10 protein-coding genes are annotated in these 14,722 nt (G+C 64.3%); 2 read left to right on the top strand and 8 right to left on the bottom strand.

The window, feature by feature from the left end; all coding sequences use genetic code 11:
• Window positions 1-2: 2 nt before the first annotated feature.
• Window positions 3-1,520 (bottom strand): xanthine dehydrogenase small subunit, encoded by a 1,518-nt coding sequence (gene xdhA / locus BTH42_RS03165; protein ID WP_075295684.1) that lies wholly within the window; start codon window positions 1,518-1,520, stop codon window positions 3-5.
• 463 nt (window positions 1,521-1,983) lie between these two features.
• Here xdhA and BTH42_RS03160 point away from each other — a divergent pair, with 463 nt between their 5' ends.
• Window positions 1,984-3,195, top strand: a complete 1,212-nt coding sequence (locus BTH42_RS03160) for an MFS transporter (RefSeq protein WP_075295682.1) — start codon at window positions 1,984-1,986, stop codon at window positions 3,193-3,195.
• A gap of 271 nt (window positions 3,196-3,466) precedes the next feature.
• Here the strand turns inward: BTH42_RS03160 and BTH42_RS03155 are convergent, their stop codons facing one another.
• The 6 genes from BTH42_RS03155 to BTH42_RS03130 form a co-directional block, all read right to left on the bottom strand.
• On the bottom strand, window positions 3,467-4,759 hold the full coding sequence (locus BTH42_RS03155) for an oligosaccharide flippase family protein (RefSeq protein ID WP_075295680.1): 1,293 nt from the start codon (window positions 4,757-4,759) through the stop codon (window positions 3,467-3,469).
• A gap of 33 nt (window positions 4,760-4,792) precedes the next feature.
• Window positions 4,793-6,532, bottom strand: a complete 1,740-nt coding sequence (locus tag BTH42_RS03150; RefSeq protein WP_075295678.1) for a hypothetical protein — start codon at window positions 6,530-6,532, stop codon at window positions 4,793-4,795.
• Window positions 6,533-6,589: 57 nt separating this feature from the next.
• Window positions 6,590-7,519 carry a glycosyltransferase family 2 protein gene (locus BTH42_RS03145; protein WP_256701767.1) on the bottom strand — a complete coding sequence of 310 codons (930 nt, stop codon included), beginning with the start codon at window positions 7,517-7,519 and terminating at the stop codon, window positions 6,590-6,592.
• Between the two features lie 191 nt (window positions 7,520-7,710).
• Entirely contained in the window at window positions 7,711-8,910 is a 1,200-nt protein-coding gene (locus tag BTH42_RS03140; protein WP_075295674.1) for a hypothetical protein, read from the bottom strand.
• A gap of 4 nt (window positions 8,911-8,914) precedes the next feature.
• The gene (locus tag BTH42_RS03135) at window positions 8,915-10,018 is read right to left on the bottom strand and encodes a glycosyltransferase (protein ID WP_075295672.1); all 1,104 of its coding nucleotides are present in this window, start codon (window positions 10,016-10,018) and stop codon (window positions 8,915-8,917) included.
• A 108-nt stretch (window positions 10,019-10,126) separates the two neighbouring features.
• Entirely contained in the window at window positions 10,127-12,346 is a 2,220-nt protein-coding gene (locus tag BTH42_RS03130) for a GNVR domain-containing protein (RefSeq protein WP_075295670.1), read from the bottom strand.
• Window positions 12,347-12,585: 239 nt separating this feature from the next.
• Between BTH42_RS03130 and BTH42_RS03125 the strand changes: the two genes are divergently transcribed.
• Window positions 12,586-12,975 (top strand): hypothetical protein, encoded by a 390-nt coding sequence (locus BTH42_RS03125; RefSeq protein ID WP_075295668.1) that lies wholly within the window; start codon window positions 12,586-12,588, stop codon window positions 12,973-12,975.
• 467 nt (window positions 12,976-13,442) lie between these two features.
• On the opposite strand, the gene BTH42_RS03120 is transcribed toward BTH42_RS03125, so the two are convergent.
• The gene (locus tag BTH42_RS03120; protein WP_075295666.1) at window positions 13,443-14,687 is read right to left on the bottom strand and encodes a glycosyltransferase; all 1,245 of its coding nucleotides are present in this window, start codon (window positions 14,685-14,687) and stop codon (window positions 13,443-13,445) included.
• Between the last annotated feature and the right edge of the window lie 35 nt (window positions 14,688-14,722).

Raw genomic sequence — 14,722 nt, 5'->3', positions numbered from 1 at the left:
GCTCAAACGCTCGCGCCGGCCGGCTCGACCGCGCGCACGTCGAGCAGGTTCTTCGGCAGCGGATTGTGCGGGCGCGTTTCGAGCCAGAAGCGGTACAGCGTGTTCTTCGCGGCTTCGAGCCGGTAGTCGCTGGTCGCGCGCATGTCGCTAAGCGGCGCGTAGTCGTTGCCGAGCGCGAGCATCGCGGCCTGCGCGGTCGCCTCGTGCCATTCGGCGTCGCGCAGCACCGCTTCCGCCTGCGGCGCGCGCTTCGGCGTCGCGGCCATTCCGCCGAACGCGATGCGCGGCTCGCGGATCGCGGCGCCGTCGGCGATATAGGAGAACGCCGCGCACACCGCCGAGATATCCGAGTCGAAGCGCTTCGACAGCTTGTAGGTGCGAAAGCGCAGATTCGCGCGCGCGCCGGTTCGGGTGGGCACCTTCAGTCCGACCACGAACTCGTGCTCGGCCATGTCCTTCTTCTGATACGCGAGATACAGGTCTTCGAGCGGCAGTTCGCGCTCGATCTCGCCGCCGCGCACGATCACGCGCGCGCCGAGCGCGATCAGCCCCGGCATCGAATCGCCGATCGGCGAACCGTTCGCGATGTTGCCGCCGAGCGTGCCGGCGTTGCGGATCGGCAGCGACGCGAAGCGCTGCCACATTTCGGTGAGCTCAGGATATTGCTTCGCGATCTCCGCATAGGCTTTCTCGACGCTGACGCCTGCGCCGATCTCGATCCAGTCGTCGTTGGTTGCGAGCTTCTGCAACTCGGCGATCTGGCCGACGTAGACGACGTTGCCCAGTTCGCGCATCTGCTTGGTGACCCACAGCCCGATATCGGTACTGCCGGCGAGAATCCGCGCGGCCGGCTCGGCCTGTTTCAGCCCGGCGAGCGCGGCGACCGTGCGCGGCGCGGCGAAGCGCTGGCCCTTGTGTTCGTAGTGGAAGGTGTCGCCGCGCTCCAGCGTAGCGAGCTTATCGGCCAGCGCCTGCACGTCGAGCGGCGCGACCGGCGCGGGCGCGTCGAACATTTTTTCGGCCGCCTCCACGATCGGCCGGTAGCCGGTGCAGCGGCACAGGTTGCCGGTCAGCGCGTTATTGATCGTGTCGCGCGACGGCACCGTGCGGTTCGCGCAGCTATGCTCGTGGCCGTGCTTTTCGTACAGCGCCCACATCGACATCACGAAACCGGGCGTGCAGAAGCCGCACTGCGAGCCGTGGCAATCGACCATCGCCTGTTGCACCGGATGCAGCGAGCCGTCCGGCTGGCGCAGGTCCTCGACCGTGAACAGCGCGCGGCCGTCGAGCGTCGGCAGAAACTGGATGCACGCGTTGACCGCCTTGAAGTCGACGCCGCCCGCCGCGTTGCGCTCGCCGATCACCACCGTGCAGGCGCCGCAATCGCCTTCGGCGCAGCCTTCCTTGGTGCCGGTGCAATGCGCGTCCTCGCGCAGGTACTGCAACACGGTGCGGGTGACGGGCGCGTCCTCGATTTCGCGGATCGCGTTGCGGTGATAGAAGCGGATCGGCTCGGTCATGTCTCGTTGCTCTCGGCTGTTCTGGGGTCACGCGGAACACGCCGCGTCGATGGTTTGAAAGCTATCACCGTCAATAAACGCAACCCATAGCGCGACTCGCATGCGGGACATATTCGCCAAACGATATATGGGTCGATTTACGGGTCGCCGCGCTTATGTTGCCAAGGAATTTTTGCCGCTTTTAATTGTTTTGTGCGGAATAAAAGCCACGCTCGATGCTGCCGCACGACAGCCCGCCGCCGTCAAGCACGTCAAAAAAGCGGGTCCCGGTGCTGGCCGCGCTCACCCGCGCCCAATAAAAAAGCGCTGAGCGGCGCCAGTAGCGGCTTAAATGCCGTTAAGCCGCCTATTAAATCGGCCAGAAAGTGTCTCCAATCCGACTAATAATTAAGCGAGTCCTGCATCGGAATCGGTTCCATGTGACAATCACGCACTCCTGCCGATTTCAAGTCTCGTTTTCCCGATGTCCACCGACTCCGCGCCTTCCCGCAGCGAATTTGCGACGACCCTGCAGATCATTCCCGTCGTCTTTTTCACCTTTATCTGTTACCTGACGATCGGCATTCCGCTCGCGGTGCTGCCCGGTTACGTGCACGACGACCTCGGCTATAGCGCGGTGCTGGCCGGCGCGGCGATCAGCGTGCAGTACCTCGCGACGCTCGCATCGCGCCCGCTCGCCGGCCGCGCGGCCGACACGCTCGGGCCGAAGCGCACGGTGTCGATCGGCTTGCTCGGTTGCGGCGTGAGCGGCGTGCTGTTGCTGCTCGCCGCGCTGACCGGCCACTGGCCGGTGCTCAGTCTCGTGCTGCTGGTGTGCAGCCGCCTCGTGCTCGGCTGCGGCGAAAGCCTGTGCGGCACCGGCGCGATTCTGTGGGGGATCGGCCGGGTCGGCACCTCCAACAACGCGCGGGTGATTTCGTGGAACGGCATCGCGACGTACGGCGCGCTGGCGATCGGCGCGCCGCTCGGCGTCGCGATTGCGCGTTCGATCGGCTTTACCGCGCTCGGCATTCTGGTGGTCGCGCTGGCCGGGCTCGGCTACTACCTCGCGCGCCTGATCGCGCCGGTGCCGCTGGTGCACGGCGAACGGATGTCGTACCGCAGCGTGTTCACCCGCGTGCTGCCGCACGGGATCGGCCTTGCGCTCGGCTCGGCCGGCTTCGGTTCGATCGCGACCTTCATCACGCTGTTCTATGCGGCCAAACACTGGCCGAATGCGGCGCTGTCGCTGACGGTGTTCGGCACGCTGTTCATCGGCTCGCGTCTGCTGTTCGCGAACACGATCAAGACTTATGGCGGCTTTCGCGTCGCGATCGCGTCGTTCGCATTCGAGTGCGTGGGTCTGCTGATGCTGTGGCTCGCGCCCGAGCCGCATATCGCGCTGGCCGGCGCGGCGCTGACCGGCTTCGGCTTCGCGCTGGTGTTCCCGGCGCTCGGCGTCGAGGCGGTCGGGCTGGTGCCGCCCGCGAGCCGCGGCGCGGCGCTGTCCGCGTATTCGGTGTTTCTGGATCTGTCGCTCGGCATTACCGGGCCGCTGGCCGGCTGGATCGCCGGCGAGTTCGGCTACGCTTCGGTGTTCCTGTTCGCCGCGCTCGCGGCGGCCGCGGCGGTCGTGCTGTCGACCGTGCTGTATCTGCGCAATGCGAAGCCGAGCGGGCTGTCCGCCGCGCAGTAAGCCTGCAATAAGCCGCGCAGTGACTCGCGCACTGGGTCACGCAATAAGCCGCGCACTGAGCCGCGCACTGAGCCACGCACTGAGCCACGCAATAAGCCGCGCCTGAGCCGCGCGAGTCGCGAAGCGTTACGACGCTCCCCCGCCCGCGCTGAACGCAGGCCTCGCCAGTCGGCTTCCTCCTCGAAAAGCAGCAACGCGCGCGATGTTTCCATCGCGCGCGCCGCTCCCTCCCTTTCCGCCCCTCCCGCCTGTTCCAGCCTGTTCCAGCCGGCTAATCCTGTTCAGCCGCCGCCAGGTCCTGCTTGAGCGAGGTCTGCGCGCGCACCGCGATCTGGCCGTGATTGATCCGGCTCGACAGGTTGTACACGCCGATCAGCATGAACAGTTCGGTCGCCGCGACCGAGCACGCGGTGCCCACGCCGCCCCAGAAGTAGATGCTGATCGGTGCCTGCACCAGATGGAACAGCGCGCCGTACAGATAGATGCGCTTGAGCAGCGACTGGTTGCCCGACGCGATCACGGTCAGCATCACGTGGGTCGTCGTCATCCCGACGATCGCCGGCACGAACACGAGAATGCGCAGAATCCGGAACGTCTCGCCGAACGCCTCGCCGAGAAAGCGGCCGACGAACCATTCGCCGAGCACCGTGAAGCCGACCAGCAGCAGCACCGCCGACGCCGCGAACGCGACCATGAAGCCGCGATTGACCTTGTGGATATACGGGAAGTCGTGCCGTTCGTAAGCGACGCAGATCTTCGGAAAGAACGCCTGAATAGCCGGCGCGGTGCACGCGCGCAGCGCATTGGTGAGCCGCTCGGCCGCCACGTAATAGCCGACCGCGCCCGGGCCGCTGATCATCCGCAGCAGGATCACGTTCGCGTACATATAGACCGACGTGAGCGCCGAGCCGAGAAAGATGTGATACGCCTCTTTCGCCTCGTCCATCACGTCGGACCAGCCGACCCGCACGTTGAGCAGAATTTCGCGCTTCCAGATCAGCACGCCCATCAGGATCGCGCCGCACACGAAGGTCGGCGCGAATTGCAGCGCGGACGCGAGCATCACGTCGTCGTGGTCCTTCACGAGCAGGAACAGCGGAATCAGCAGAGCGACGCGCGTCGCGAGCAGCGTGCCGGCCAGCACCGGCAGGCGCTGCGTGCCTTCGTAGAAGCAGCCGGGCGTGAGCACGCCGCCCCAGATCACCAGCGCGCCGAGCAGCGTCGCGCCGCGTTCCTGCGGCGACATATGGGCGGCGAACGCCCACACGATCAGCACCAGCGAACAGCCGACCGCGAGAATCGCGCGGCCGACCGTGGTCGCCCAGTAAATACGGTTGACCTTGATCGGATCGGAGATATGCACCGCGACCTTGCGCGCGCTCGACAGCCCGAAGCCGAAGTCGACGATCACCAGCAGAATGTTCGAAATGGACTGCGCGTAGCCGATCACGCCGAGCCCCGCCGGCCCGAGCACATGGGATAGATAGGGCAGCGTAACGAGCGGCAATACGTAGTTGAGCGCGTACACCGAATACAGCGCAATGATGACGTTTCTCGTCGACACAAATCCGTCCTGTTCGCAGTACGCGGTTGAAAATCAGGTCGAAAAAACAGAATACGACACGAAACACGGTTCGCTTAGTGCGATATCGATCCTGTTGTAGCGATCATCCGAGTTATTTGCCGCCAATACCGCGCTCTTGACCGCATTGCCGATCAGATTGCTGACCACGGTTTTGTAACCGCTGTCGGCCGCGTCGGTTGCGAACAGGATTTCGGCGAGCAGCGCATTGCCGCGCGTCGCCGCGCGCAGCACCACGCGGCCCGAGGTCGAGCGCAACACGTTGATCGAGACCCGCGTGGTCTCCGCCGACACCGTCTGGTCGCCGCAATGCAGCGCGCTCGCAATCCCGCCGCGCTCGTAGCCGACGCCGAGGTTCAGCGCGCGCGCGAGGTTGCTGTCCTTGCCGCCCGCGAGCGCGCCGCCGCCCGGATAGGCCTTGTTGAAGCCCGGCACCGAATCGTGCGCGCGGTCGCCGAAATTGCCCTGAATCGTGATGCCGTCGAGCGGCGTGCTGCCCGACGCGGTCGTGCTGCCATACACGAACTGCGGACCGTTGCAGCCGCCGTCCTCGTCGTCCTGACCGTGCCGGTAGCGGTTGCCGACGATCGTCGCGGCCTGCTGGTAATCGATCTGGATGTGACAGCTCTGCCCCGGCGGCACCTCGAGATACGACGGATGCCCGCGCGTCGAAAACGTCCAGCGGCCGAGTTTGCCGTCGCCGGCCGCGCCGTTGCGCGAGAAGTAGTTGCCGTTCACCACCTTGCCCCAGTTGCCGTTCTTCATATACACACCGGCAAAACCGTTGCGATCGAACACCGTGCCGACAATCACCGACTCCGCGCCGAGAATCACGCCGTAGCGCGCATTCCACTCGTAGCGTCCGCCGATCACCTGCCAGTAGTTCGACACCAGATCGGCGCCGGCCGTATGACAGAACATGCCGATGCAATTGAGCAGCGAGCCGTCGGTGTGCTCGATTGCGTAGAAGCCGCGATCGCACATGTACGCGTAGCAGCGATCGAGCGTCGACGTGGTGCCCAGTTCGAAGCCCGCGCGCGAGAAGCCGACCGCGGTGCAGCGGCGCGCGCCGGCCGACGTATCGAAACGGATGCCGATCGAGGTGTTGCCGGTGCGCGCCGGATAGTTGGCGAGGTAATAGATCACCTGCTCGAAGTGCGCGGGCCGCACCTGCACGTGCTCGATGAACGACGACACGCCGAGCGACAGCGCCGCCGAAGTCGGCCCGCCCGCGTCCTGACGTTCGAGGATCGTCGAGCCCGACGCGGCGTCGCTGATCACGATGTATTCGCCGCCGCCGTCGCCGCGGATCCGCGTGCCGGTCGCGGTGGTCAGCTCGCCGGTGTAGCGCCAGATGCCGCGCGGCAGATAAAGTCCGCGCGCGCCGCTCGTGAGCGCCGCGCGCAGATCGTTGCCGCAGTCGTAGCCGGACGCGCCGCGCTGGATCGCCGCGAACTTGCGCGGCTCGACGAAGCGCGCGGCGCTCACCTCCATGCCCGCGACGATGTCGCTGAGCGTCTTCAGATAATTCGGCGCGACCGCCTCGGCCGCGCCGCCACGTTCGGGCACGCTCGCGGCGACCCGCATCACGCCGCCGGCGCCCGGGTCCGCAGCCGCGCCGGAACCCGCGAGCGGGTCCCGCTCCCGCAGTGCGTGCCCCGCCGCGCGCGCGAAGCCCAGCTCGGCCGTGCTCGCGCCGGCCCCGGCCAGGCTGCCGAGCAGGAACGTCTTGAGCGCCTGTCGTCGGCTCTTCATCTACCCCACCCCCATCGCGTCACTCCGTTCTTGTGATGAGCGCCACCGCGAGTTACATCACTCGACGGTTTGCGCTCGCTCAGCCGCCGGGCGTGCCGCCCCGACGCCGACCGGAACCGCCACCGGCACCGGGACCTGCAGCCCCACTGTCGGCGCTCGCGCTTTCGCGCCGCGCATCAGGCCCTGCACGCCGGGCGGTGTGAACAGCGGCACCCGGTACTTGCGGCTGAAGCGCCACAAGCTGTTCATATGCCGTCGTCCCGCCTTGCTCAGAAAGCCCGCCGCCGACGCGCGCTGATGCTCGTGCGTGAGCCGCGCGCCAGGCACGCACAGCACCCGGTAGCCCGCCTGCCAGATGCGCGCGCAGAAATCGACGTCTTCCATATAGAGAAAGAAATGCTCGTCCATTCCGCCGAGCTCGCCGAACAGCGAGCGGCGCACGATAAAGCCCGTGCCCAGCACCCATTCGGCTTCGAACGGCAAGCCCGCGCCCCACGCCTCGCGCATCATGTGGTTATCGATGCGGCGCTTGAACGCATCGAGCCGCCCGAGCGGCGAACGCCGGCCGAGAATATCGAGCAGCGAATAGAAACGCCGCGCGGAAAACTGCCGCTCGCCGTCCGGGTACATCAGGTCGAGACCGACGAGACCGACGTCCGTCTGGTTTCTGAACAGCGTCACCGCGTTTTCGAGCGATGCATCGACGAAATAGGTATCCGGATTCAGCACGAGCACGAGTTCGCGCATGCACCCCACCATCCCAAAGTTCACGCCCGCGGCGAAACCCCGATTAATAGACGTCCTGACGAGCCGGACACCCGTCGGCAAAGTCTCTTTCAGATAGGAAAACGAATTGTCGGTGGACGCGTTATCCACGACGACGATATCTTCCTTATCCGCAATCGAAAGTTCGAGTACGGAACGCACACAATTGCCTACCAGTTTTGGCGTGTTGTAATTGACGATTACCACGCTAAACGTTCCCATCAGGTTCATCCCCACCTCCTGCTTTACATCAGGTGTTCGTGGAAACCCCCAGATACTGATTCTTGTTGTTTGCCCCGCCGACTACTCACTACCGCACTGCCTCACTACGGCGCGCGCAACGCGCGCGCTTCCCCGCCCCGTTTGCCCTTGCAAACGATCTGACATGCACTGCCCGGCTGTTCGCGACGTGCTTAACTGCGACGCGGTCCGCCCACGTAATCGAACACCGGCAATGTCATCAGGATGAAAACAAACGGCACCACCTCTATCGACTGATAGAACAGGGTTTGAAATAAAGCCGCCCATACGCACAGCGAAATCCGGCTGTCGCGACCGATCAGTTTCGTAATCGAAAACAGCACGCCGTAATAAAACAGCGCGCCCATCAGGCCGACGTTGAGAATCTGTTGCAGCACGCTCGATTCGACGATGCCGAATTCCTGCTTGACCGCATCGGGCGCGGAATTGGTGACCAGCCCGAAATACGAACCGGCGATCAGGTTGACCGGCTGCGCGAGCATCACGGCCTTGTCCCACGCTTCGGTGCGGCCTTCGTTGCCGTCCGACTGCAGGTTGGTCGCGCCCATCATCCGTTCGGTGCCGACGTTCACGACACTGTCGTTGTGACTGCTGAGCGCGCCGCCGAACACCATGATCGCCAGCGTTGCGAAGGTGCCGGCAATGATCAGCTTGCCGTTCCTGACGATGAAGCGGACCGGCCCTTGCAGGAACGCGAGCCCGAACGTGCCGAGGATGATCAGCATGCCGCTGCGCGACAGCGCCGAGAAAATCGCGAAGCTCAGCAGCGCACACGCAAGGCCCGACAGCACGCTCTTGCGCACCAGATAATCGACGCCGCACAACGACGCGACGATCGCGACGAACAGCGGGTAATGCAGATAGCTGCCGGTCAGCGACGGCGCGCGCAGATTGTCGAAGCCGTAGGTCGCGCCGGGCAGGTCGATCGGGAACACGTTCTGCTGCTGCGCGAGCGCGACACCCGCCTCGATCAGCGCGATCAGCACGACGCCCCAGTAGGCGAAGCGCGGCCGGATAAAGCGCTTCTGATAGTTCGAGATCGCGTAGAAATAGACGAACAGCGTGAAGATAAACACGAACAGATAGGACAGCCCGAGCTGGCCGGTCTGCGCGAGCGTCATCACGATCGACAGCAGCACCGAGAACAGCGTGCCGAGCACCAGCGCGAGCGAGCGGCGCCCTTCGCTGCCGAAATACGCGGCGATCGCCGACGGCGACACGTACCACACCAGCAGGCCGACGATGCCGCCGACCTGCACCAGATACGCGGCCTCCTTGCCGATCAGGAATTCGAGCACGCCGCGGGTCGCGCACAGCGCGACGGCAAGCAGAAAGGCGAGGGTCGCAATCATCGCATCACGCCTGGTAAGCCATCGACGGCGCGCTCACGCTCGCCGGACCGCCGCGGTAGAGCCGCTCGATCACGTCGGCGAACGCGTCGATCTCGCAGACGTTCAGCAGGTTGCCGTCGTATTCGACGCCTTCCGCGCCGAGCGGAGTCGACACGACCGGCACTTTGGCCGCGAGCATTTCGAGCGTCTTCAGCTTCACGCCGGCGCCGGACAGAAGCGGCACCACGCCGATGTCGGCGGACTCGAAATACTTGCCGGGGTTCTCGACGAAACCGGTCACGCAGATATCGTCGCCATGCAGGCGTTTGACCCGCTCGCCCGGATCGGAGCCGACCACGAACAGCTTCAGTTCCAGCCCGCGGCGGCGCAGCGGCAGAAAGGTCGAGTCGACGAAATGCAGCAACGCCTCTTCGTTCTCGCGGCGCTGCATCGCGCCCCAGAACAGGATGTTGCCTTTCTTCACGGTCTCGGCGGAGCGCCGCACGTCTTTCAGGAAACCCGGCAGCGGAATCGGCACCACCTGCACGTTGCCGATCCCCGGATAGAGGCCGTTGATCAGCTGCGCGTCCTTGTGCGACAGCACCAGCACCTTGTCGGCGAGCTTGAGCAGGCGCTGCTCAAGCGCGAAGGTCTGCCGCGTGAACAGCCAGCCTTCGATGCTCTTGATCCGCAGCACCACCTGCAGCTGCACGTCGTGCACGCCCATCACGATCTTCAGCCGATCGCCGAAGCGTTCGCGCAATCCCGGCGCATACGGAAAGCACTGCGAAAATTCGAGCCGCACCGTGCTGTAGCGATTGCGCTCGACGAGCTCGCCGAGAAACGCATCGACCGATTTTGTATAACGCGAGAAAAAGCGCGGCGTAAAACCCAGCGGATTGGCGAGCAACGACGGCAGCATGTCGAAACGGCTGACCGGTTTCACATACACGTTGCGCACGTTCGCGCGAAACTCGATGTCCTTCTCGTCGACCGGTGCGCGCGACAGGATCAGCACGTCCAGTTCCGTTTCGGCCGCGAGCCGGGTCAGGTAATCGTAGGCCAGACGGTGGCCAGCTTGTGGCGCGTTTTTCTGAGGCAGAAAAGGCGTAACGAATAGCTGTTTCATCCGAGCAACCCCTAAATCCCTTCGACTGATGGTGTTGTTGTGATGTCGCGTACTGTGGCCCGTGCGCCGCGCCCCTACCCCCGGCGCACGGCGCGCGACACGCCGGTTTCAGTTCTCGTAAGGCTTGTAGATGTAGCTCGCGTGGCGATAGCGTCCGTAGCCGTAGCTGTAGCGCCCGGGCCGCATGCGCAGGCCGTTCATGATCACGCCGCGCACCGGCAAGCCGACCTTCTGCATCTGCCGCACCGACTCGCGCAATTCGCCGATCCCGGTCACGCCCTGACGCGCGACGAAAAACGTGGTGCCCGCCACGCAGGCCAGCCGCATCGCGTCCGAGGCCAGCAGCACCGGCGGCCCGTCGAGCAGCACGACGTCGTAGTTGCTCGCGACCTGGCGCACCAGCGCTTCGAGCCGCGGGTTCGACAGCACGTCGCTCGGGCTCGCGACCGGACGGCCGCTGGCGAGGAAGTCGACGCCCGGGAAGCGGGTCGCGCGAATCAGTTCGTCGGCCGGCTGCGTGCCCTGGATCAGATCCGACAGACCCGGGCCGCGCTCGCCGCCCAGGTGGCGGTGCAGGAAACCGCGCCGCAGGTCCGCATCGACGATCAGCACGCGCTTGCCGGTCGCGCCGATCACCGCGGCCAGATTCAGCGCGACGAACGACTTGCCGATCCCCGGCGTCGGACCGGTCACCAGCACGACGCGATTGCGCGCCTTGGTCATCGTGAATTCGAGCGCGGTGCGGAAACCGCGCAGACTTTCGATCGCCGGATCGATCACCGCTTCGCCGGCCAGCACGAGGCTTTGCGACGGCGAATGACGGCGGCTATTGGCGAACTTCTCTTCCTGACGGCTGAACGGCACGCTCGCGAACACCGGCAGACCGGTGCGCAGCTCGACTTCGTACGGATCGTCGATCGCGTCGAACAGACGCTGGCGCACCAGCGCGATCACCACGCCGACGAACAGGCCCAGCATCAGCGCCGCGGTGATGATCAGCAGCGGCTTGGGCCGCACCGGCGTATCGGGCGCGACCGCGCCGTCGACCACCCGCACGTTGCCGGCCTTGCCCGCCTTGATCAGCTTCAGCTGTTCGAGCGTGTTGCGCAGCGTGGTGTCGAGTTCGGTGCCCACCTGCACGTCGCGCTGCATGCGCAGCACGTTCTGTTCGAGCGGCGGCAACGATTGCGTGCGGCTCGCGATCTGTTGCGCTTCCTGGCGCGCGGCGGCCAGTTGCGCGTTGACCGATTGCACGGCCGGGTGTTGATCCGTGAAGCGCGACAGCAATTCGTTGCGCTTCTGTTCGAGTTCGGCCTGGCGGGTCTGCGCCTGCACCGACAGTTGCAGCAGGTTGGTCGCTTCCTCGCCGAGGTCGACCGTGCCGTGCTTCGCGCGGAACTGGTTGAAGCGGGTTTCCGAATCGGACAGTTGCTGGCGCAGTTCCGGCAGCTGCATTTCGAGGAAGCGGATCGAACGTTCGGCTTCTTCCGATTTGCGCTTCACGTTCTGGCTGACGTACTCGCCCGCGATGGTTTCGAGAATCGCGCTGATCTGCTTCGGATCGCTACCTTCGAGCGACACGCCGAGAATGTCGGACTCCTTGCCTTTTTCGGCGATCGACAGATCGTGGCGCAGCTTTTCGGTGGTGGTCAGCGCCGACTGGCGGCGCAATTCGAACGTCGCGCCCGGATGCGCTTCGATCTTGTCGACCAGCAGCGTAATCGGGCCGTAGTTGGTGGTCGCGGTGAGCGGCTGACCGACGGTGCCGTCGAGTCTGAGCTTGCCGTATTGCAGCTGGTAGCTCGAGCCTTCGCCCATCCGCAGCACGAACGATTTATCGAACAGCTCCTCGGGCACGTCGAATTTCGACACGCTGATGCTCTCGCTGCCGTACACGTAGCCGTGCGGTCCGGGGGTCGACAGACTTTCCGAATGGCGCGCGAGCCAGCGGCCGAACAGCGGGTAGTAGCGCGGCGTCGCTTCGATCGACAGGTTGAGCTTGTCGACCGCGCGGCCCACCACCATGCGCGAGCCGATCACCTGCGCTTCGCCGGAGGTCGCCGTCTTCACGTCGAACATCGCCGACACGTCGCCGAGCACGCTCTTAGAAGAAGTGTTCGCGTTTTCCTCGACCTGCACGAGGATGTCCGCGCGATACACCGGCTGGGAGAAGATCGAATAACCGACGCCGAGCGCGAGCGCCACGGCGGTGGTGATCGCAATCAGCTTGCGATTGTCGTACAGCGCATCCAGATAATTCGCGAAGCCTGCCGGCGGATGTTCGCTGTTGTTGTTCCGGCTATCGAACGGTGCACTGCTCGGATTCATGCGCGTTCTCCCTAAGTCTCGACGGTTGCCACTTCCGACCGGCGCCGCGAGGCGCTGCGCCTCGTCATCGACTGCCGTTGCCGCATCCAGTTAAACCCGCTCCGTGTCGTCCACCCCGTGGGAGCCGAACCGGACCAGGCGATTTACGCCATTTCAATTGCTTTTTGTTCAAAAACACCTATGCGATTTCAGGTGGTTTTCCTATAACATCGCTTCACACGCTTTTTACGGAGACCGAAATGAAAAAACTACTCGCCGCCGTTATTCCGGTACTGCTTACTGCGCAGGCGGCATTTGCGCAAAGCACTGTATCCGCCGCCTCATCGCCTTACGCACCGCGTTATGTCGAAAAACAGTCACAACTCGATGCGATGAAACCTCATGCCGCCAGCGCCACTACCACTACGCTTTACGGTTCGGCGCCGGATTTCGCGTACGCGAAAAAGAATCGTTATGTGGCGCCCAACATCTACACCGAAACCCAGAACAGCCGGCCGAAACAGAAACGTTCACGCGTCAGTCAGCCTGCCCGCACGAAAAACGCAGCGGACCCGTACAGCAACGATTTGTGGAATTCAGACCAGACCTACGCGTCTCCCCAGACCTCCGATCCGTACAGCGTGCGCTGAGCGCTAACTGTCGGATCCCCCGTTTCACCGTGGCCGCTCTTGCGGCCACGCTCTTGTTTAGATCGACTAACTGCGGGCCCTGGTGATGAGGTTTCCCCGCTCAGTCGATTTCCGTCCGCCTTGTCACGCAAACGTCACGACCTGCACATGCGATTGTTCTGATAACCGCTGGCCTTCTTTCGGCCATTAATCCGACCATTGCCGGGGTCGGCGCCGCGCTTGCGGCATTGCTATTGCTTTTTGCTATTGCTGTGTCACGCCTCGTACTTCAGCGCGTGAATAACGCCTTTCTCTGGCGATCATAATATTCAGAGTTACCCTGATTCCAACGTTCGGCAGCGCACACAAAAGCCATTACCAGAGCCGCTTGCTTCAGACGAATAGCGCAATAAGAAAATGGCGTGATTCCGCGGCTAATATCGCCCCGTTTATCGACGCCATTTTTCCTATCATCTGCAAATACTTTTTTATGGTGCCGGACGCGGATTATTGGCAAAGCGCGGCGGCCGGCCGCTCGCCGCAAAAGGGGCCGGTTTGTCGCCGATGTGCATGATTTCCGCGAGCCGCTGCGCGTAATGCGCGGGCAGATAGTCGCCGACGTTGTAGCTTCGCGTGTCGTCCGCCAGATGCACGGCCAGCTCGTCGAGCGCGCGCGTGAGGCTCGCCGGATCGAAGTGGAACTTGATCTTGTTGCCGACCCCTTCCGCGGTATTGGCCATCGCGCCGCCGTCCCGGATCAGCACCGGCAGCCCCAGCATCGCCCCTTCGATCACGACCAGCGGCGCGTTTTCCGCGCCCACCGACGACACCACGATCGCATCGGCGAACTCGCGGATCGCGGGAAATAGCTGCTGCTGCGGCATGCTGCCGAACAGGATCAGCTTGCGCTGCTCGATCAGTTGCGCGTAGCGCTGCTCGATCGTCGCGCGATCGGGCCCGTCGCCATATACGCCGATACAGCCGATCCGCTCGAAGCCGGCCGCCTCAGCGAGCTGCAGGAATTGCAGCAGGCCCTTTTCCGGCGAGATGCGGCCGACGAACGCGATATTGAAGCGCTGCTTGTCGCGCACCACCACCGGCGGCAGCGCGTCCGGCACCGCGGACGGATTGCGCACCAGCTCCGTGTTGCGAATGCCGCAGCGATGCAGCGCCTCCTCCATGAACTCGCCCGGACAGATGATCGTGTCGAACACGCGGGCCGGCTGATACATCGCGCGGATCGCGTGCCACCACGCCTTGGTCATCAGATCGTGCACCAGCCCCTTCGGGGTCGGCCGCAGCATGAAGATCGCGCGGGTGCGCAGCGCGTCGAGCGGCAGGATGATCGGGTGTCCCTGGCGATCGAAGTACTGCAGCGACGGGTTGTAGTACACGAGGTGGTAATCGTGGCAGGTGTGATACGCGAGATAGCGCAACTCGCGCTGATGCCGCGCGATCACCGCGAGAATCGATGGCGACAGCAGGTTGTGATAGTTGTGCACCATGATCCGGTGCGGCCGGAAGCGCAGCAGCGTCTTTTCCAGCGCGCGCGCGGCGGTCGTGTTCCACGAGCGGGTCAGCTTGGTCGAGCGCGCGGAAAACTGGCTGTCGTCGAATTGCTCGACTTCGACGCCCGGCAGTGTGGCCAACAGCGCGGCGGATTGTTGATAGACCACCTCCGCACCGCCCTTCTCGACGAAATCGTTGATCACCAGTACCCTGCAACGCTGCATGTTGCTCTCCTGTCGAATGCCCCTGCAACCGTCGG

The organism is Burkholderia sp. SRS-W-2-2016 (assembly GCF_001931485.1).
Taxonomy (GTDB): Bacteria; Pseudomonadota; Gammaproteobacteria; order Burkholderiales; family Burkholderiaceae; genus Paraburkholderia.
Note: the sequence above shows the minus strand (reverse complement) of the source record. Positions and strands in the feature narration are given on the sequence as shown.

Excerpts from the sequence above, each read along its gene's own strand:
- xdhA (WP_075295684.1), bottom strand. The coding sequence starts at position 1,520 with ATGACCGAGCCGATCCGCTTCTATCACCGCAACGCGATCCGCGAAATC.
- BTH42_RS03160 (WP_075295682.1), top strand. The coding sequence starts at position 1,984 with ATGTCCACCGACTCCGCGCCTTCCCGCAGCGAATTTGCGACGACCCTG.
- BTH42_RS03125 (WP_075295668.1), top strand. The coding sequence starts at position 12,586 with ATGAAAAAACTACTCGCCGCCGTTATTCCGGTACTGCTTACTGCGCAG.
- BTH42_RS03120 (WP_075295666.1), bottom strand. The coding sequence starts at position 14,687 with ATGCAGCGTTGCAGGGTACTGGTGATCAACGATTTCGTCGAGAAGGGC.
- BTH42_RS03130 (WP_075295670.1), bottom strand. The coding sequence starts at position 12,346 with ATGAATCCGAGCAGTGCACCGTTCGATAGCCGGAACAACAACAGCGAA.
- BTH42_RS03140 (WP_075295674.1), bottom strand. The coding sequence starts at position 8,910 with ATGATTGCGACCCTCGCCTTTCTGCTTGCCGTCGCGCTGTGCGCGACC.
- BTH42_RS03150 (WP_075295678.1), bottom strand. The coding sequence starts at position 6,532 with ATGAAGAGCCGACGACAGGCGCTCAAGACGTTCCTGCTCGGCAGCCTG.
- BTH42_RS03145 (WP_256701767.1), bottom strand. The coding sequence starts at position 7,519 with ATGGGAACGTTTAGCGTGGTAATCGTCAATTACAACACGCCAAAACTG.
- BTH42_RS03135 (WP_075295672.1), bottom strand. The coding sequence starts at position 10,018 with ATGAAACAGCTATTCGTTACGCCTTTTCTGCCTCAGAAAAACGCGCCA.